The sequence below is a fragment of the Novipirellula methanifontis genome (assembly GCF_052161655.1).
Lineage (GTDB): Bacteria > Planctomycetota > Planctomycetia > Pirellulales > Pirellulaceae > Novipirellula.
In genome coordinates, this window is sequence record NZ_CP197418.1 from 1,793,318 (window position 1) to 1,812,675 (window position 19,358).

Sequence of the window (19,358 nt, forward strand, 5' to 3'; positions counted from 1 at the left end):
TAGCGCCGTCGGCATCTGCCAAGCGACCTGCCTAGCTCGTCGCGATATGTCCTGGAACCACCAATACCGGATGGGGACTGCGACGAATTCGGTCTTGGACAAATCCTTGACCGAAACGATCGTCGACTTCGAGAGGCATAACAAGCAATATCTTGTGCGTGTCGTGCAGCGGATTGGGCGGTGCGATCTCGCCCGCCTGAGGCCACAAGTTATAGGTCAGTCCGCGTTCGCGTGCGGTCTTTGCCATCGCCGCATGGATTGCTTGGTGCGTTTTGGTTAAAGCCTCGCTAAATTGTTCCGGCTCAAATGGCTTCTCAGGATCAATCGCTTCGAGAATGCTACGAATGTTTTCGTAATGCTCTTTTTCGATTACGAGATTCAGGGTCAACTTTGCTTTTTCGCTCGCCATTCCAATTGCCCACGCAGCAGCTCGGTGCTCCATGTCACATTCGCTGCCGACGATCATCGACACCGCTTTACAGCATTCGTCGAGCGTTTGATCGTCACGTCGATTGACGAGGATGGCTTTGGGGCAACGGCTTAGCAATACGTCGATCACGGTGCCTGCACTGTCGGTGCCAATGCGTTCGAATGAGCGTCCAAAGGGACAGGGGACGATCACCAGATCGACATCATGACGCTCCAGCGACGCGAGAATTTTTTCATAGGCTTCGCCTTCGGCCGAGTTGACTGGACGCGCCCCTGAGATCTTTTGGGCCATGCTTGCCGCGATTTCGGATTCGCCGCTGGCGTCGTCTCTGGCATCCAGGACGAGTGTCTCGACGTTAAAGCGTTGTCGCAAATAAAGGGCGGATGCTAATCCTGTTTCGTCTTGCGGGGATCCGTCGAGTACCCACAAAACGCGAGCGGGGACCACCGGTGTGATGGAGGCGGCATTGCCAACCTTGGACCGCTCGAACATTCGCATCGAAGCATCGACTTCGCGATCCAAGTCCTTGGACTCTGATTCGTTGTTCATCTTTTTTCCTTCGTCAATGAGCGAGATTTGGCAAGTCGGGGATCCAGCCAAGGTTGTAGGCCATAATCACATACACGATTGCTCCGGCAACTTGCACCAACATGATGCTGCCGCCGAGCTTTAAAAACGTTCCCCAGCCGACATGCACCCCTGCTTCGCGTTTCAATGCATAAATCGCAATCACGCACGAGATCGACCCGATCGGCGTTCCGTTGCCGCCAAGGTTGCAGCAAATAATCAGCGTCCACCATAGAGGTTCGGCGGGAACCGCATCGCCGGAAATATCTTGGACGATCGGAATCAACGTGGCCGCGACGGGGATGTTGTCGACAATCGAACTGGCCACTGCCGAAAAAATGCCAAGCAGCGGTACCAGCAACGACAATTCGTTACCCGATAATGCAATCACTTGCTCGGCCACCCAACCGAGTGCTCCGGTCTGTTTGACGCAGCCGATGATGACAAACAATCCCATAAAGAACAGGATTACCGTCCAATTTACTTTGTGAATTGCATCCTCGACTCCTTTGCCGGCAAACAGCAACGCAGCGGTTGCGCCGACCATCGCGATGAAATCCATCCCTACGCCAAGTTGTTGAGCGAGCGCGAAACCCACCACGGTTAACATCAAGATCGTCGCGCTTCGCAACAGGATCTTGCGGTCCTCGACCAAGGCCCATGGATCAAACGTTTCGATTTGGTCTCGCAACGCAGCCTTTTGTTCGGCCGATTGTTTCCAGGGCAGATCATGGCGAAAAAAGAATCGTAAGAAGGCGATCGCAATGAACAGACTGACGACCGCGTAAGGAAGCGATACCTTCAGGAATTGCATGTACGGAATTCCTGCTGCCGTCCCGATCATGATGTTGGGCAGTCCACTTGCAAACGTGGCGATTGCGCCGCTGTTGGCACAAATCGCAACACTCAGTAGCAACGGAGCTGGCTTGTAGTCCAGCGACCGGCAAATTACGAGCACAAGCGAGCTGAGGATTAACATCGCCGGGACGATCGTCAGCACCGACACAAATAAGAACGTCACCAAGCATAGCGTCAGATACAACTTGCCAGCTTGCCCACCAGTGAATCGGACGATCCACATGCTGAGAAAATGAAACAGCCCACTTTTGCCCACGACGTCGACAAGGATTCCGGTTCCGATAATCACCCCGAAGATATTGAGATCTTCTTTTAGAAAGTCATAAACTTTGGGATAGTCAAACAGATCCAAGGCGATGCCGAGCACAATCAGCACGGCAGCACCGCACAACGCCGCAACCGTCTTGTGGAAGCGTTCAATCGCGACGCCCACGTAAGTTGCCATCATCACCGCTGCGAATAACAGCATGATTCCGGAGGAAGCGGGTTCGATTGGCGTTTCTTGCAATGCAGAAGCGAGCAATTCCATCGGACAGTTCTTCGGTGCGGTGCAGATAAACAGGAGAGGACTAGCTCTCACAACCTATCAATTCTTGGGTGTGCGTCCACCACCACTTCGCCCTTGTTTTTGCAGGTCTTGGGTAATCAGGTTGGCGTTGCGTCGATTGCTTTTCCAATAAACGTCAAAAATATCACCCACCACCGGAATCGCACCGCCGAATAAATCAAGCAGTGCGTTAAACAACATTTTCCAAAAGACCCGCTTACGAACGCCCAGTTTGAAAGCGTTCCAGAACAAATAGCCATGAGACAGGGCGGTCGCTGCGTCTCCGATACCAGGGATCAAGCCAATTAAACTATCCAAACCAAATCGAACCTGAGTTCCAGGAATGCGGAATCGATCATCCAGCATCGAGGCAAATCGATACAATTTTTCAAGGTCGGGATTTTGAGAAGGGTCGTTGTTATTAGCGTTCGGCATCAAAGATGGCTGTTAAATAGGAAGAGGGGTCGCTTAGCTGCGATAGTAGTCGATCCACTGGATTTCGATCTCCGTTTCTCCAGCGAGCAACGCACCGGGGATCTCGACTCGCATCGCGTCATTCGTTCGCTCAACGCGGATCTTTGCTTTTTGTGAAGGTAAGTCCTGGAATTTCGCTTCATCCTGGGTCAAAATATATTGATCCATCGCGCCGCTCGTTCGGCGAGAGCCTTCGATCCGTGTGGTTTTGCCACGCAGCGTGAATCCTTCGAGTTCCTTGAGAGGTTGGCCCTTGTCGTGCTGAATCAACAACACCACGGTTTTCGGCCAAGCCGAATGGGCTGCACCCCGATGGAGCTTGAGTTGCCCAATTCCCATGGAAGAAAAAATCTGGATTTCAAGTCGTTCCTTGGCTTGCTTGATTGCGGCGCGGTCTGCCGGTTTTCGCATCGTCAGCGTGTAGCCGTCTTCGGCTGCGTTAACTGACGATCCTAGAATGAATGTGGCGACCAGTAACATGACCAACCGTGCAACGTCGAAGCGAAATTGAGATCTGATTTGTAGAGTCATTCTGTTTTAGATGTTGTCGCAATCGTGGGAGGGGATCTTTGTCATCACCGTATTCACCGCCGCCGATACTCAATCGTCCTGCCGCTCACCCGTGGTTGGGGATCGGGGCACGTTTGATTGCCGGCGTTTTCGCATTCCTATTCGTGGCCGTGGTCGTCATTGCGATCGTTCGATTGCGGTGGATGATCCTGTATGGTGCGGAAGGGGCTGGGCCGGTCCCGATGATCATGACAACGGGAATCCAGCTTGCCGTGCTCTCTGTGATCATCGCGTTACTGTGGCGACTGAGCAACCATTTTCTGTATCCGGCAACGCACGGCTTCGGTGTTTGCGATCGCGAGAGTGCAGTGCACTTATTGGACCACTATTCGGACCTGGATCTTTCTCGGGCTTCGCTACCCGACCCGCTCTATTCATCCTTGCGACTACGAGAGCTATTGTTGATCTATACGCTGATGGATCGAGAAGAGCATGCGGATCGGTTGCTCGCTTTGCTCGCGTCGATCAATGCCCATCCCGATCTGGCCAATCAGGATCGCAAGCCCGCTGGCGAGCTACCCATTCTAAACTAAGGACGTTCGGAACAATAAATGGTGGGCGGTAGTGGACGAGGCTACGAGTCCTGCAGCTTCATTCAGTCAACAAGGACTCGTTGCCTCGTCCACTACGGAAGACGCCGCCGGTTATTCTTCCGACGATCCTAAGCAGCCTGCAATGCGGGGACTCTACGATTGCATCGAAGCTTCTGTTTTCAAAGGAACCTGGCAACGTTCGGCTACGATTTGCAAATGGTGATGCAGATGTGCCGCCGCGATCCAAGCGAGCGCTCGAACCGAGACCGATTGGTTGTCCGCGGTGCCAGCACGATCCCAAGCATTGGGGGTGATCCGCCGCAGTAAAGCCAAATTGGCTTGGCGAAGCGCCCCCAGTTCCTTGACGATTTGGTGGAAATTGCCGAGCCCGAACCGGCTATCGGCATAGGCGTTTTCGTCCCATCCTGGAAGCTCGGTGGTGTCGCCCGCCGCGAAACGCATGATTCGATAGCCAAAAACACGCTCCGCATTGCTGCAGTGCTCGTAGACTTGGCGAATCGTCCAGCCGTAAGGCGGATGCACCTTGTCGAGCTGTTCGGCGCAGAGACTGCTCGCGAGTTCGCAGATCGTGAACAATTGGGCATCGAGTGCTGCAAGGACGCAATCACCGGATACTCGCTCGATCATTTTTTTGTGATAGGGCGAGGTGATTTCTTCGGGCGTTGGACGCCGGCTTGCGATACGTGTCATGTAGTAGAGGTGGGGAGAAAGGGGGACGTCATATTTAAGGGGAGCATCGCTTCAGTACGCCCTGTCAAGCAATGGCTTGAACCTCACGACGGAAGGCAATGGAGTTAGTTGAGCAGTCAATATACCACGATTGGGTCAATACCAAGTACCTGATCGAGCACCTTCTTTTATGCGAACTCGTTCAACTTAGGTGAACCTATTTGTGAACTCGCGTGAGCGAATCTGGTACAAATGATATTTCATTTAAGCATCGATTCGATGAGGGGGGCGATCTTGCTACAGATCATTGCGTGCATTTTATCGATCGCGGTTATCGCGGTCCTAGCCCTACTTGTGGTTGGATATCGGCAGCTATCCAAGATGCAACAGCATTGCGACGCTTCGCTTGAGACGCTTGTCGAGGCGATTGCGAAAGAGCATTTGATTATCGGTCACCTTCTCGATGTGATGCCAAGTGAATTTGAAATGGCGCGACAAATCCAGTTGGTGGATACATTCCGGAAGTCGGAGATCGCGTTGAAGAAACTGCGTTTGGACCGCGCCGACCGGGGCTCGGCAAAAGCCTTGGAGGACGAGCAGCGACAGTTGCTCATCACCTCGTCGTTGTTGGTAAAGCGGGTGGCGGACGACGATGATGTCGCAGGTCGCGCGGCCATCCAAGGATGTTTGAAAGGACTCGCCGACGCCCAGGAAAAATCACATGCCGCGATGGTGTCGTACAACCTCGCGGTTATTTCGATGGCAACTCACCGTGAACTTGCCATCCCGTCATTGGTTTGCTTGATGTTTCGTAAGGACAGTTGCCATCGTCCTCTGATCGATTGGACACCCGACGCTAGCAGTTCGAGTCTGGAGTGTGACTACTAGTCCGTTGCCGGGTGAGGTTCAACTACGCGTCGCGTGGTAGGTCGTTCATCCACTGGGCTGTTTGCTCGAGCGATTCGCCATCAATGGTGTGCCCGCCTCGGAACGAATGAAATTCGGTTTCGATGTTCGATTCCGTTAGGAAACGTGACAATTCGACGGCGCTCGAATACGGCAAAATGGGATCCACAGTGCCGTGCGATTGATAGACGCGTGTGTGAGCAAGTCTGCTGAGTGACGCAGCCCATTCCGATTGACAGACCAACGTTCCCGAGAACAGGATCAGTAATGCGGGCGGATCAATCGTCCCCCGCAGCGCCGTATCAAGCGTCAGCATCGCGCCTTGCGAAAATCCACCCAGCACGAGAGGGGCAGCCGATGCGTCCATGTCCGTTTTCATCGCTGCAATGCTCTCGCACAGTGTTTGGCGAGCTGCATCGATCCCCGGAGGAACCGCAGTATGAAGTTCGGCGAACGACGATGACTGAACGTGTTGTGCAAGCTGAGCCATATTGATCGGCCACCATGCTCGTCCATCGGGCATGCCCATATCAGCAAGCGTTTGAGGAGCCGCAGGGAAAACAAAGCGAAAATCGCCCGCGTCCTCACCAAGTAACGTGATCCATTCAAACGCGAGCGAAGCCAGGTCGGTGCCGGGAGCTCCATAGCCATGGCACAGAACGACCAGTATTTTCGGCGACGGTCCCCCGTCGATGACAATACAGTCAAGGGATCCATAAAGCGAGCGGCGTGGTTCTAGCATGACCAATGTGTGTCTTGATGAAATGGAACTCGACACAGCAGAGTTGCAGTGGCGGGCGGTGTCTGAGTGACCGCGGAAGCCACGTTTTTAGGCGATTGGGGTGGGTTGGGAAAGGTGGTGCGTGCAGCCATCACTCGCCGCATGCAAGCTCGCGTTGAAACAGGCCCGCGACACACTAGCAGCCGCCCGTTAAAAACGGCTCGCAACTATTCACCCGACGTGGGCATCCCGAGTTGTCGCATTTTGCGGTACAGGTTCGAGCGGTGAAGTCCCAATCGCTCCGCCGCTTCGGTCATATTGCCGCGACACGTTTCGATGGCCTGATTGATATGAGCGACTTGATAAATGCGAGTCGCATCGGAGAGCGACGGTGGCGCGCTGTTCAAAAACGATGCCTCGCGGTTGCCACCTGAGGACAGCGATGGGTTCCCGGTCAACATCAAGTCGTCCACTCCGATCCTGTCTTCGCTGCACAAATAACAGACTCGCTCCATCGTGTTTCTCAATTCTCGCACGTTTCCTGGCCAAGGATGTGACAGCATCGTCAATCGTGCATTGGCGTCAAACGTGGGTACCGACCGACCGATTTGATAGGAGAAATGTTTGAGGAAATGATTGGCAAGCAACAAAATGTCGTCGCCACGTTTGGCCAACGGGGGCAGCGTCAATGACACAACGTTGAGGCGAAAAAACAAATCTTCGCGAAAACATTTCTCGGCAATGTGTTGCTCAAGCGGTTGATTGGTCGCTGCGATCACGCGGACGTCAACCGGAATCGTTTGAGAACCGCCCACACGAATCACCACCTTGTCTTCGAGTACCCGCAGCAATTTGGCTTGCCCGCCGGGGCTCATGTCGCCGACTTCGTCCAAAAACAGCGTGCCACCATGAGCCAGTTCAAACTTTCCAACGCGAGTTTGGCTGGCGTCGGTGAACGAACCCTTCTCATGACCAAACAGTTCACTCTCTAACAGCGACTCAACCAACGCCGCACAATTCACGGCAATAAAAGGCCCGCTTCGACGGTTGCTTTCGTAATGGATGTGTCGCGCAAGCACTTCTTTGCCGGTTCCGTTGTTTCCCAGAACCAACACGGTCAGGTCGGTCGCGGCCACCTTTTGCGAGTTCTTGCGAACTTGGTCGATGGAGGGGTGATTGCCGATCAGTTGTGTAGCCGAGGCGGCGTCGTCGACCAATCGGTCTCGCGAATCAGTTAGCGATTTTCTTGTTTGCAAACTTTGAAACGCGACAGCCGCGTGCAGTGCCAAATCCGACAGCAACTCCACATCGGAATGATCGAAGGAACCATTGCGGCGATTGATTGCTTCGAACACCCCGATAATTTCTTCGCGGCCGTTCGCGGTGGCCTTCGTTTTGGCACCAAAGTGAACGACCGGGTTGCACATCGGAACTGCAACGAGTGAATGCGTTTGAAATTCGAGAGAATGGTCCACCGTGCGATTGACTCGCGATTCGTCATCGTCGCTGCTGGCGTTCCAGATTTTAGGTTCCCCGGTACTGAGAACTTCGCCAACGACTCCTGCCTTGTCGTCCACTTCGAGCGGTTTGCCTTCGACGCCCAACGCGGGACGACCCACCAATTTTTTGCGGCGTCGATCCCATAAAAAGATACTAGCGCGTTCACAGCGAAGCAGTTTGGTTGCGGTGTCTGCGATTCGTTGCAGTAGTGCTTCGTCGTCGTCGAGTTGCTGCCACTGCGCTGCCGCTCGGAGCACCGATGATAATTGGTCGATGCGATGCAGATTGCGGTCGTGAGCGTCGATGCGATGAAGCGCCGCGGAAAGCATCTCGGCGATCGGCATTGAACGCGGACCCGACTGTGAAATTCCCTGCTCATCGGCATCGCTGGCCAATCGCATCACCAAAGCCGAGCTGGGCGAGTGTTCGCCAAGCGTGTCGTTGCACGACGTCGGCTGTACCAGCGGGATGGCATGCCAACCGTCTGCGGAAATCGTGACACCACGATCAAAGGCTTCGCCAACCAATTCGGACGGAAATGGCAGTTTTTCGCCAACCCAGCATTCTGGGGTCCATTTGCCACTTCGTTGGCTCACCAAGCCGCCAAGGGTACCGCCCATTGATTGCAGGACGCCGGGGATCGCCACGTGTAAAAATTCGTTACGCGAGTGATCTGTTTGCAGAGTCTTCAGGATATCGAGTGATAACCCGGATTCGAGTCGGTTGGATTCGATCAATGTAGGTGCCTCGGTCATTGAAAGGTTTCCCCAGCGAAGTTAGACAAATAGACGAGTATGGTACTTAGCCGTTATCCTGTGACTTCGCCGCCACCGGGCGGGAAGTTCAATCGTATCAACCATTGATGCGATATTTGCGAAACTCGGTCTCAAAACGTGACCGCCATGATTTTTAGGAATGAATAGACGATGCAATTCAAAGGCAAAAAAGGTCTGATTTTGGGCGTAGCGAACGATCATTCGATCGCATGGGCCATCGCAAAGCAAATAATGGATCAAGGTGGTGAATGTGGATTTACTCATTTGCCGGATCGTGCAGATGACGAACGCCAACGAAATCGCCGCCGTGTTTCGCAATTAACCGACAAGTATGAGAATGCTAAGTTTCTTGTACCCATGGATGCGCAAAACGACGACGATATCCGCAGTGTTTTTGATCACACTGCAGAACAATTCGGGAAAATCGATTTTATGCTGCATTCCATCGCGTTTGCCGACCGCGACGACCTCGCTCGCGACACTGTCGAGACAAGTCGTGCCGGATTTAAACTTGCGATGGATGTAAGTGTCTACACTTTGATCGCTTGTACTAACGCAGCTAAGGCTATCATGAACCCGGGGGGTGCGATAGCTACCATGACGTATTTCGGGGGGGAGAAGTGTGTTCCCGGCTACAATGTCATGGGAATTTGCAAGGCGGCTCTGGACGCTACCGTTCGCTACCTTGCCTACGATATGGGCCCTCAAGGTGTACGGGTGAACGCTCTTTCCGCCGGCCCCATCCGAACGCTGGCAGGACGAGCCGCAGGTGTGGAAAAGATGTTGACCATGTACGAACACATGGCACCAATGGGCCGCAATGTCACGCATGACGAAGTCGCACGCACCGGCGCGTTCTTGCTAAGTGATGATAGTAATGGAGTCACAGGTGACATTCTGCACGTTGATGGCGGTTATCACGCGATGGGCAGCCCAGGCCGTTTGCTGGATCAATTGAAACAGTCATAATCCGACGTTCATTGTTCGGTATTCCGAATGCTAGCAACGAGCAATCTCGCTCGTTGCTCCATTTTCATCACTGATAACCGCTTTCGCTGCTGCATGACCTCGCTGTCACGCCGCCCGTGGCGGTTCTCGACAAAGACCCACCTCTCGCAATCGAATGGAAATCTAATGGTAAGAACTGCAAGTACGATGCTACCCCTTGGGACGGCCGCTCCCGACTTCAAGCTAGCGGAATGTGGCGGCGGCGAGGTGTCTCTAGCCGACGTTTCGGGTGGCAAAGCGTTGCTCGTCATCTTCATGTGCAATCACTGTCCGTACGTGAAGCATGTCGCCGACCAGGTGGCGTCGCTGGCCGATGACTACATCGCCAAGGGCGTTTCTGTGGTAGGAATTAACAGCAACGATGCGGACAAGTATCCCGACGATAATCCCGATGCGATGCAAAAGGAAAAATCCGAACGCGGTTACAATTTTCCTTACCTCTTCGACGCTGACCAAAGTGTCGCGCAGGCCTACCACGCGGCATGCACCCCGGACTTTTTCTTGTTCGACGAGCAATCGAAACTTGTCTACCGCGGGCAGCTCGATAGCAGTCGTCCCAAGACGGACATCCCAGTGACGGGCAAAGATCTGCGAGCGGCATTGGACGCGGTGCTGAGTGGTGGAAAGCCAAGTGAGACTCAAACCCCTTCGCTTGGTTGCAATATCAAGTGGAAAGAGGGCAATGAGCCTCAGTACTTCAATCCGCAAGGCACTGCGTGAGCGACAACCCGGCTCCGCAAAGCTACCTGCACGAACTGACCCTGCGTTTGGCGATCGGGGCGCTTGGACTATCGCCCGAGGTCCGCGAGGCTCATGCCAACTGGCTCGTCTCGCAACAGCGAGACGATGGCGGTTTCGCGGGGCGTGAAGGCGAAAGTGATCCCTATTACACGGCGTTTGCGCTGCGTGGTTTATGGATCTTGGATGGTTTGACGCCCGAAGTCGGCGAGAAGGCGGCAAGCTTTCTGCGCAGTCGCATGCAGCGGCGTGAATCGATCATCGATTTGATTTCACTCGTTTTCGCTGCGGCGATTTGTGAGTTGTCGGTCGGCGCCGTTGTGATTGGTGACGAAGACGACTCGTGGCGTCAGAATATTGCCGATTTGCTTGCGACGCTGCGAACCGACGATGGTGGTTTCGCCAAAACGCCTGAAGGGCGTGCCGGCAGCACCTACCAAACGTTCTTGTCCGTGTTGTGTCACGAATTGATTGAAGTGCCGGTGCCTAACCCCGATGGCATCATCCGATTTCTCGAGTCTCAGGCTCATGAGGAGGGTGGTTTCCTTGAAATACGAGCCGCCAAGCGACCTGGCGTGAACCCGACGGCCGCTGCGATCGGAACGCTCAAGGCGCTCGGTCGACTCGATTCGATGGACCACACCGCAACAATCGAGTTTTTGTCCGAAATGCAATCGGACGAAGGGGGGATGAACGCTAACACTCGGATCCCATTCGCTGATTTATTGAGCACGTGCACGGGGCTGATCACATTGGTGGATCTCGATGCAACGTCCGTTGTCAATGTCGCGGCGATTCAGAAGTACGCACGCATGATGCAGCGCAGTCCCGGCGGTTTTGTCGGTCTGTCGCTGGATGACACCACCGATGTCGAATACACGTTTTATGGAATCGCAAGCCTCGCGTTGTGTGAAACCGCGACTTGAGGCTAGACGTGGCGAGTGGCCACATAGGGAGCAACATCAATGACGACGCCTGTTACTGACAGTTCTTTGCGGGTCGAGAATCTCTCGAAGTCCTATCCAACCGCTGGCGAGCCGCTACAGGTTCTTAGCAATGTGTCGCTGTCGCTTGACGGCGGCGATTCTCTTGCCATCGTAGGCCCGAGTGGTTGTGGGAAATCCACGTTGCTTCAGATCCTAGGAACGCTGGATCATCCCGACCAAGGCAGCGTTCGCATCGACGGCCAGGACCCGTTTGCCTTAAACGAAAAAGAGCTGGCGGGGTTTCGCAATCAGCACGTCGGGTTTGTCTTTCAAGATCATCATTTGTTGCCGCAATTGACCGTGCTCGAGAACGTTCTCGTTCCTGCACTGGCCCAAGGTCGTCCTGAACCAGAGCGTTTTGAGCATGCCGAACAATTGCTTGAAAGTGTCGGATTGGTAGAGCGTCGCGGTCATTTGCCAAGTGAACTGTCCGGTGGCGAGCGAGAGCGAGTGGCGATCGCCCGGGCCTTGTTGATGCGTCCTTCGTTGGTTTTGGCGGACGAGCCTACTGGAAACTTAGATCGCCGAACTGCGGACTCGGTTACCGAGTTGTTGCTCGATTTGCCTGCCAGTCGTGGCGTTATCTTGGTCGTTGTCACTCACAGTCACTCGCTCGCCGAAGCACTGAAACAAAGCTGCGAGCTTCGCGATGGCCAATTGGTTCAGTGTTGATCTGTTCAGGTGAATTTTGCCGTGAAGTGATCGAGTTGGCGGCGGATTTACTTGCATAGATGGGCCAACCCTAAGGATGATAGATGCATCGAAGCCGAATCCGTTTATCTCCACCACTTTTCCTTGCCGATTTTCTTGGCAGCACTTTTCTGGGGATTCGTTTGCAAGGGGTTCGGCAGGCTCAGCTCTTGGAGAGTCAGTATGCAGAACGACTATCACGGTTGGGATGAACTCGACGGCAAAAAGGGGCAGTTTAAGTTCGCGGAGGTGCACGGCCAAATGAAGGGATCCAGCACTTTTGTGATTACCGACTTCGGCAAAACCCCCGGACCACGCGAAGCGGTCTCGGCCATGATGGCAGCGTCCAAACAATTCAAATGCAAGTTGCACGTCCGCAAAAGCGAATCGACGATGCCGCTGCTAACCAAGTTGATCGAGTTATCGATGATCAAAGGTGCTCAGGTGCGATCGGGTGACGTTGAAGAGTTTGGAGTGTTAGGAATGCGTGCCACCCCACCGCCTCCAAAGAAGCCGTGGTGGAAATTTTGGTGAGTGATTAGTGGCGTCGGCTCACAAGGCGATCACTTCGCCGAGAAATAGTCCAGCCGATCTTTGATCTCACCCTTCTTGTCAAGCTTGATGCTTGATTTCACTTTGTCCACATCGAGCGTCAATCGATCGCCAAAGAAATCGTTCAAGTAGGCTGCTGTGTTAAGGACTTGCAACAGCTCGGGGAAGTTGCGTGCACGCCCTAGCGTTTGGTAGAGCTGAGGCCGGACGTCTTTGTCCGTCACCAATGCGAGGAGTTCGATCGCACGCAGAGCGACAAGCGGTTCTGGATCGGACAAATGGTCATTGGCAACGCTCGCCAATGGTTCTGCACTCGGTCCGATGCTTGATGCTGCAATCAAACCCCAGTAGCGAACCCACGGATCATCATCCGAAATCGCTTCGCGCAGTTTGTCTTCGGCCTCAGCGAATGACAATAACGCCAGATTGGCCGTGTCGATCAACTTTGCGATGCGTGCCTTGTGCTGTTGTCCAAACGCTGTCGGATTGCTCATTGCCGTTTCGAACAGCACCGCTTCGGGAATGAAACTCAGGTCTGGCATCGATTTGAGCCGCTGGTCTAGCCGAGCTCGCATCTTTTTCAGTGTCGTCTGCGCATCCGGGTCGCCCGCCAAATTGTGGGTTTCGTGCGGATCTTTTTCTAAGTCATAAAGGGCTTCGGCCGCCTTGGGGCGAAAGAATTGGCTTTGTACTTCGTTAAGTTTTCCTTCGCCAAACAAACGCCGCCACTCTTCGTAGGCAAGCATCTTGTAGCGGTAATTGTTCTGTAGCCCATCGGGATAAAACGGTTCAAAGTGACGCATGTATTTAATGTTGCCAATTCGCAAGGTGCGAACCAGGTCATATTTTTCATCAAAGCGATCGGCATAACCGAAGGCCTCGTTGCGAGCGTCGACTTCGGCATCGTCGATTCCTTTTCCTAGGAATGGCTTGCCATCCACACCGCTGGGGACAACGATTCCAGCGAGGTTCAAAACCGTGGGGCCAAAATCAACAAATTCAACAAAACCATTGGTGCGAGTTCCCGCATCTCGCGAAACTAGATCTTTCCATCGCTCAGGGATGCGAACGACGAGAGGAACGTGTAGTCCTGCTTCGTAGGTGTAGCCTTTGGATCGTGGCAGAACGCCACCGTGATCACCAAAGTAAAAGATGAACGTGTTTTCAAGTTCACCGGCAGATCGCAGCTCATCGACCACGTTGCCTACGACCTTGTCAATCGCCAACATGCGATCGTGATAGCTGGCTCGGGTGTAGCGGAAAGTTTTCGTGTCGGGGAAATACGGTTGCAGTTTGACCGTCGTTGGGTCCGTCTCGGGCGCTTCGGCCATCGCCTTTTCGGGAAAATGAAGTCGGCCTTCGTGCGACAAGGCGGATGTCACCACATGGAAAAACGGCATCGATTTGTCGGGACGTTTTTTCCAGCTCGCTTTATTCGATGATTCGTTCCATGTGCTGCTCGATCGTTCCGCGTTGTAATCTTCTTTGCTGTTGTTGGTCGTGTAGTAGCCTGCTTCATGCAGGTAGGCAGGGAACATCATCAGTCCCTCTGGCATCGCCGCCAATTTCGAGCGACGGTGAAATTGGGTGCCGATCCGTGGTGCGTAGCAGGATGTAATCAGCGTCGTGCGAGCGACGGAGCAAACCGGGGCACACGAAAAAGCACGGTCAAACGTGATCCCTTGTTTCGCCAAGGCTTCGATATTCGGAGCGGGTGCCCCGTCGGGATCAAAATGTTTCAGGTAATGTGACGAGTTATCCTCGGACATAATCCAAACAAAGTTTGGGCGATCGGCGGCGATGGCAGCTCGGGTGGCCGTCCATGACCCGGCCAAGACGAGAATCACGGCGACAAGTCGCAGGAAGGCCATCGATCGAAGCGGTGTCCAAAGGGTCAACATGGATTTTCAGTTCCTTAGCGGGAGGGCCGGCGGCCTGTGCGGTAAACCGGTGGGGGATTTGTGCTCAGCGTAAATGGTGATTACGGGGGATTCGTTCACGTTAAGCAGTGGATATCGTAACCCAAGGCCCCGGCGTTGTGACGGGGTTTTGCCAGTAAAATGGATGCCTTTGGCAGTGCTGCGCCATCCGCAGGGCAAGCTAAGCAAGACGCCGGGCAAGCTAAGCAAGGTCAAAAGTGGGGGATTCGAGGACGCACGACTCGAATCGGCGGTGGTCTATCCTTGTGATTAGGTTGCATGACCCGCCCAAATACACTCTCTGTGGCATGTCGGTGGAAAAATAGTGGTTCCGAGCATGACACAGGCCTGTACGTGGCGAGGATCGATCGATAGACTACGCCGCTCGACAAACCGCCCTTACGCCTGAATTCACTTGAGAGTGCATAAATGTACGCTATCGTTGTAGATGGTGGCCGCCAATACCGCGTCGAACCTGGCATGGAAGTTGACATTGACTTCCGCGATCTTTCCCAAGGTTCCGAAATTACCTTCGAAAAAGTCCTCGCGGTTAGCGCTGATGACGGTTTGAAGCTTGGTTCGCCCACTTTGGATGGTGCCTCGGTTACCGCATCGGTGATCGGCCCTAAGAAAGACAAGAAGATCTATATCCAGAAGTTTCGTCGTCGCAAGCACAGCAAGCGTCGTACGGGACATCGTCAATTGCACACCCGTGTAAAGATCGAAAAAATCGCTGTCTAAGCACGGTTTAGCTGAGATCGACGTGCCATCTCCTCAAATCTCCGATTACGTGCTTGGGACCATTTTGGGTGTCGGCACCGTCGGTACGATCTATGAGGCGACGGAAAAAGAGACTGGTGCGCGGGTTGCAATCAAAAAATTGCACCCCGGTGTCAGCCGTGACAAGCTAATCCGAGCTCGCTTTCGCCGTGAAGTCACGATACTCGAGCGATTGCGGCACCCCAATATCATCGCCTCCTATGGTGGAGGCGAAGCCGACGACGGACAGCTCTATTACGTCATGGAGCTGGTCGGGGGAGGTACCGTGGGTGAGTTGCTCGAGGCTCGAGGACGGCTTGTTTGGCAAGTCGTGGTCGATGTCGCCCGGCAAATCTGTTCCGCCCTGCAGTGTGCGCACAATCACGGTGTCATTCATCGCGATTTGAAGCCTGGCAATCTCTTTTTGACCAAGTCGGCGATCGTCAAATTAGGTGATTTTGGAATCGCCCGCGATTTGCATGACAACGACATTACGACCACCGGTCTGACTGTCGGTACGCACGCCTATATGTCGCCCGAGCAGATTACTGGGGATGTGATGATCTCGGGTAAAACCGACCTGTACGCCCTTGGCTGCTGCTTGTTTGAGATGCTGACGGGGCGGAAGCCGTTTTTGGGTGAGAATTTTGCCCAATTGTTCGAGCAGCACCTGCACGCCAAACCGCCGCGTGTCCGCAGTCTGCTTCCCGAATGTCCGCCTGAGCTTGATGAGATCATCGACCAGCTGCTGCAAAAATTGCCCGACAATCGCCCTTTTAATGCTCGGTTCGTCCAGGGAGTGATGCTGCAGTTGGGCGAAAAGTACGATCTGCACGCCGAATTGATCCCCGAACATCTCGGCAAGGATGTTGCGGCGGAATCTGTCACCGAGAAGGGCCGTCAAATCCTCGAACAGCAAATCAGCGACCGGCTGAATCGGGCAACCAACCCCGAGGTCAGCTGGGGCCGCTTGGCTCTTGTGGCCGCTGTGATTGGCGGCATGGTAATTGCCGCAATCGCTATTTCAGCGTGATACAGGCTTTGCCGTTTCGCTGCGAAACTCTCGTACACGTGGTAACACAAGTCGAATTGCTTTTGTATAAATGCAGGCCGATGATCTTTCTATCAATCCAGGAACCCCTACCGATGTCCCACCTAATGACTTCAACAAAATCCTTTTTACAGTTTGGCGGGTTGGTTCTCGTCTCTCTTTCACTAATGACGAGTTCGACGATGGCACAAGATGACGCCGCCAAAACAGAAGATGCACCACGCAAATACGAGAAACAAGTTGACGAGATCGGCTATTTCTTGGGTGTTTCCTTGGGGCAGCAAATGAGCAACCAAGGCTTCCAGGCCGAGGACATGAATTTCGAAACGCTGATCGCAGGCCTGAAAGACGGTTTGGCTAGTAACGATCCCGCGATGGGCGATGACCAATTGCGTGAAGTGCAAGGCAAGATGGAAGGCATGCTTCGCAAGCGTCAAGAAGAAGCGATGCTGCGAAACAAAGAAAAGGGCAAGCTGTGGCTTGATCAGAACGCAAAGAAAGAGGGAGTGAAAACTCTTGAAGGTGGCGTTCAGTATTCAGTGATCGAAGAAGGCAAAGGCGCCTCGCCCACGGCATCGGACAAAGTGAAGGTTCACTACACTGGCAAGCTGATTGACGGCACCGTGTTCGACAGTTCGGTCGCTCGCGGTACCCCCGCCGAATTCATGGTCGGCCAAGTAATCCAAGGCTGGCAAATGGCGCTCCAGCAAATGAAGGTTGGCTCGAAGTGGATGCTCTACATTCCTTCGGATTTGGCCTACGGCGAACGTGGCAGCCAGGGAGCGATTGGCCCCAACGAAGTGCTCGTCTTTGAAGTCGAATTGTTAGACATTCTGTAGTCGCAGCAGCCCTCTTCTGTGATGGGCAAACGTGCAAACAAAGAAAAAGCCGAGTCAAGCGACTCGGCTTTTTTTTCGTAGCATAGGCCTCTTCGTAGTGGATCTTGCTAAAGATCCCGCATGCAGGATCTCTAGCAAGATCCACTACGTTAGGCTATTTGCTTTGCATCCTGGGCATCTCAGGCCGATCCCCTCGGCGCGGGCACGGGGCTAAATGGTCGCGCCTACTTCGCTGCGTCGAAGCGGTAGATGCATTCGCCGCGGACGCTGTTGGTCAGGTAATAGACTTCGCCAGCTGCGTCTTGCCCGAACGCCAGCACGGGGATGCTGTCGGGGACGACTTGCTCGTTGCGAGTCGCTTTGCCTGTTTCCGGATCGTATGACAGAGCCCAAACGCTGCCGGTCACGTAGTCAGCATAGATGTACTTGCCCGCTAGGTCTGCGTTGCGATCGCTGCGGTAGACTCGGCCGCCCGTAATCGATTTGCCGATTTCGTGGTCGTATTCCCAGACGGGGTCGATGGGATCGCTGACTCCCTCCGGTACTGGACGATTTCCAAATGGATGAGTGCCTTCGCGGTTGCTCCAGCCGTAGTTTCCGCCTTTGGTGATCACGTCGACTTCTTCCCACAATTCTTGGCCAACATCGCCGCACCACAGTCGGCCCGACGCGGGATCGAAGCCAATTCGCCAAGGATTACGAAGTCCGAAGGCATAGATTTCCGGTCGCGCACCCTCGGTCTTCACAAATGGATTGTCTGCGGGGATTGCGTACGGTTTGCCGTTTGCTTTGTGATCGACATCGATTCGCAGGATTTTCCCGAGGATTTTGCTGAGGTCCTGGCCGGCATCGTAGGGATCGTTGCGAAGCCCTCCGTCACCAAGTCCCACGTACAAATAGCCATCGGGGCCAAATTCGATACTGCCGCCGTTGTGATTTTGGAAGGGTTGATCGATCTCCATCAACACCACTTCGGAATCTGGATCCGCTTGATTTGGATTGTCCTTGGACATCGTGAAGCGAGACAGAGATGACTTCTCTGTGTCGGCTACCGAGTAGTAGACATAGAACTGTTTGTTCGTTTTGAACTGAGGGTGCAATGCGAGCCCGAGCAGTCCCTGTTCGTTCGCACCACGATTTTTCCAGTCGTAAACTTTGTCACTCAAATCGAGCACGAGTTGCGACTTGGTCACGTCGGGTTTGTTTTCGAACGACCAGATCATGCCACGCTGTGAAATCGCATACAGTTGGTTGGGCATGTCTTTGGCATAGGTCAGTTCGATCAATCGCAATTGGCGAACTTGGCCTGCGTCATCGACGGCTTCCCATTGATCCCACTGCAGATTCGGAAACGCCAACACGCCTTTCATTCCCAGTGTGCCGTCGATCGGTTGCTTGACCGGCTCGTTTCCGTCGAGCCGGCGGAGTTTGATATTGCGGAATGCGACTTCGTTTCCGTGATCCTGTAGGCAGATGAAGCCTTCGCCGGCCTCACCGAAGCCCTCCCAATTGGCAAACTTGCTCGCTGCGACGCGTTCCTTCCAAGTCTTGTCACCAAGTTTGAAGTTGAAATATCGCACGCCGTTCATGCAGACGGAGCATTGGTTATCTGCGATACGCAAGTACAGTTCGTTCCACTGACCGACCGGGCGGGTGGCGTCAAACGGTGTGTCTTCGCCTGGCGCCGAGCCTGGTTTGTACAGCTGGTACAGCCAGCCAGCCTTTTGCGGGTCATGGCCGTCCTTGTTGTCTTGGATCTGGATTTCGGGGCCGCTGTGGTACGGAGGGCCGTCGCCTTCGACGACATGGAACATCAGCCCGCTGTTGCCTGCTTTGCTGATCTTGTATTGCAGTGACAGTTCAAACGATTCAAATTTTTCCTTGGTGATCAAATCGCCTGCGCCCTTGCCATGGCGAATCAAGGCTCCGTCTTCGACTTTCCAGCCATCCGAGACGTCGTCGCGTTTGTAATTTCGCCATCCGTCGGTACTTGAACCGTCAAATAGTAGTTCCCAACCACTTCGTTTCTCGGACTCGGTCAATTGATTGGCCGTGTCGGAGTTGGCGGAAGCGGGGGCGTCCGCGAGTAGATTGCCGCACGGAATCCATGCCAAGCAGACGCTGGCGATGGTGAAGGTAAGCCGCTTTTTCATGAGTATTCTTGGGGCTGGAGGATGATGGATCGAGGGTCAGCTAGAGTTTCCAGGTCACGCGCGTAGAAACGCAAAGGACGGAGGGAGTGTG

The 19,358-nt window shown here is 54.0% G+C and carries 19 protein-coding genes; 10 read left to right on the top strand and 9 right to left on the bottom strand.

Annotation, left to right across the window (positions count from 1 at the left end):
- Positions 1-31: 31 nt before the first annotated feature.
- Genes SH528x_RS06340 through SH528x_RS06355 form a run of 4 tightly spaced genes read right to left on the bottom strand, consistent with a single transcriptional unit; the run spans position 32 to position 3,407 of the window.
- Positions 32-979 (bottom strand): universal stress protein, encoded by a 948-nt coding sequence (locus SH528x_RS06340; RefSeq protein WP_442509679.1) that lies wholly within the window; start codon positions 977-979, stop codon positions 32-34.
- 13 nt (positions 980-992) lie between these two features.
- The gene (locus tag SH528x_RS06345) at positions 993-2,384 is read right to left on the bottom strand and encodes an ArsB/NhaD family transporter (protein ID WP_442509680.1); all 1,392 of its coding nucleotides are present in this window, start codon (positions 2,382-2,384) and stop codon (positions 993-995) included.
- A gap of 57 nt (positions 2,385-2,441) precedes the next feature.
- Positions 2,442-2,837, bottom strand: coding sequence for a DUF4112 domain-containing protein (locus tag SH528x_RS06350; RefSeq protein ID WP_442509681.1), 396 nt, complete (start codon positions 2,835-2,837; stop codon positions 2,442-2,444).
- Between the two features lie 33 nt (positions 2,838-2,870).
- Positions 2,871-3,407 (bottom strand): hypothetical protein, encoded by a 537-nt coding sequence (locus SH528x_RS06355; RefSeq protein WP_442509682.1) that lies wholly within the window; start codon positions 3,405-3,407, stop codon positions 2,871-2,873.
- A gap of 38 nt (positions 3,408-3,445) precedes the next feature.
- On the opposite strand from SH528x_RS06355, the gene SH528x_RS06360 reads away from it, so the two are divergent.
- Positions 3,446-3,979 (top strand): hypothetical protein, encoded by a 534-nt coding sequence (locus SH528x_RS06360; protein WP_442509683.1) that lies wholly within the window; start codon positions 3,446-3,448, stop codon positions 3,977-3,979.
- 153 nt (positions 3,980-4,132) lie between these two features.
- Here SH528x_RS06360 and SH528x_RS06365 read toward each other — a convergent pair whose 3' ends face one another.
- On the bottom strand, positions 4,133-4,690 hold the full coding sequence (locus SH528x_RS06365; protein ID WP_442509684.1) for a DinB family protein: 558 nt from the start codon (positions 4,688-4,690) through the stop codon (positions 4,133-4,135).
- A gap of 231 nt (positions 4,691-4,921) precedes the next feature.
- Between SH528x_RS06365 and SH528x_RS06370 the strand changes: the two genes are divergently transcribed.
- Positions 4,922-5,557, top strand: a complete 636-nt coding sequence (locus tag SH528x_RS06370; RefSeq protein ID WP_442509685.1) for a hypothetical protein — start codon at positions 4,922-4,924, stop codon at positions 5,555-5,557.
- Positions 5,558-5,579: 22 nt separating this feature from the next.
- On the opposite strand, the gene SH528x_RS06375 is transcribed toward SH528x_RS06370, so the two are convergent.
- Complete coding sequence (locus tag SH528x_RS06375; protein WP_442509686.1) at positions 5,580-6,317, bottom strand: alpha/beta hydrolase; 738 nt, start codon at positions 6,315-6,317, stop codon at positions 5,580-5,582.
- Positions 6,318-6,523: 206 nt separating this feature from the next.
- On the bottom strand, positions 6,524-8,551 hold the full coding sequence (locus SH528x_RS06380) for a sigma 54-interacting transcriptional regulator (RefSeq protein ID WP_442509687.1): 2,028 nt from the start codon (positions 8,549-8,551) through the stop codon (positions 6,524-6,526).
- A 171-nt stretch (positions 8,552-8,722) separates the two neighbouring features.
- On the opposite strand from SH528x_RS06380, the gene SH528x_RS06385 reads away from it, so the two are divergent.
- The 5 genes from SH528x_RS06385 to SH528x_RS06405 all read left to right on the top strand — a co-directional run bounded on the left by SH528x_RS06385 (position 8,723) and on the right by SH528x_RS06405 (position 12,528).
- A complete protein-coding gene (locus SH528x_RS06385) occupies positions 8,723-9,541 on the top strand; it encodes an enoyl-ACP reductase FabI (RefSeq protein ID WP_442509688.1) in 819 nt (272 codons plus the stop codon).
- A 165-nt stretch (positions 9,542-9,706) separates the two neighbouring features.
- A complete protein-coding gene (locus SH528x_RS06390; RefSeq protein WP_442509689.1) occupies positions 9,707-10,300 on the top strand; it encodes a thioredoxin family protein in 594 nt (197 codons plus the stop codon).
- Positions 10,297-11,244: a prenyltransferase/squalene oxidase repeat-containing protein gene (locus tag SH528x_RS06395; protein ID WP_442509690.1), complete on the top strand. Its 948-nt coding sequence runs from the start codon at positions 10,297-10,299 to the stop codon at positions 11,242-11,244. The genes SH528x_RS06390 and SH528x_RS06395 overlap by 4 nt, the downstream gene beginning before the upstream one ends.
- A 39-nt stretch (positions 11,245-11,283) precedes the next feature.
- A complete protein-coding gene (locus SH528x_RS06400; RefSeq protein WP_442509691.1) occupies positions 11,284-11,976 on the top strand; it encodes an ABC transporter ATP-binding protein in 693 nt (230 codons plus the stop codon).
- Positions 11,977-12,177: 201 nt separating this feature from the next.
- The gene (locus SH528x_RS06405; RefSeq protein ID WP_442509692.1) at positions 12,178-12,528 is read left to right on the top strand and encodes a hypothetical protein; all 351 of its coding nucleotides are present in this window, start codon (positions 12,178-12,180) and stop codon (positions 12,526-12,528) included.
- A 29-nt stretch (positions 12,529-12,557) separates the two neighbouring features.
- Here the strand turns inward: SH528x_RS06405 and SH528x_RS06410 are convergent, their stop codons facing one another.
- The gene (locus tag SH528x_RS06410) at positions 12,558-14,447 is read right to left on the bottom strand and encodes a sulfatase-like hydrolase/transferase (protein WP_442509693.1); all 1,890 of its coding nucleotides are present in this window, start codon (positions 14,445-14,447) and stop codon (positions 12,558-12,560) included.
- A 447-nt stretch (positions 14,448-14,894) separates the two neighbouring features.
- On the opposite strand from SH528x_RS06410, the gene rplU reads away from it, so the two are divergent.
- From rplU to SH528x_RS06425, 3 genes are all read left to right on the top strand, one after another.
- Entirely contained in the window at positions 14,895-15,206 is a 312-nt protein-coding gene (gene rplU, locus SH528x_RS06415) for a 50S ribosomal protein L21 (RefSeq protein ID WP_442509694.1), read from the top strand.
- Positions 15,207-15,228: 22 nt separating this feature from the next.
- Positions 15,229-16,257 carry a serine/threonine protein kinase gene (locus SH528x_RS06420; RefSeq protein ID WP_442509695.1) on the top strand — a complete coding sequence of 343 codons (1,029 nt, stop codon included), beginning with the start codon at positions 15,229-15,231 and terminating at the stop codon, positions 16,255-16,257.
- A 200-nt stretch (positions 16,258-16,457) separates the two neighbouring features.
- Positions 16,458-17,114 (top strand): FKBP-type peptidyl-prolyl cis-trans isomerase, encoded by a 657-nt coding sequence (locus SH528x_RS06425; protein ID WP_442509696.1) that lies wholly within the window; start codon positions 16,458-16,460, stop codon positions 17,112-17,114.
- Positions 17,115-17,338: 224 nt separating this feature from the next.
- Here SH528x_RS06425 and SH528x_RS06430 read toward each other — a convergent pair whose 3' ends face one another.
- On the bottom strand, positions 17,339-19,267 hold the full coding sequence (locus SH528x_RS06430) for a family 16 glycoside hydrolase (RefSeq protein WP_442509697.1): 1,929 nt from the start codon (positions 19,265-19,267) through the stop codon (positions 17,339-17,341).
- Positions 19,268-19,358 lie beyond the last annotated feature (91 nt).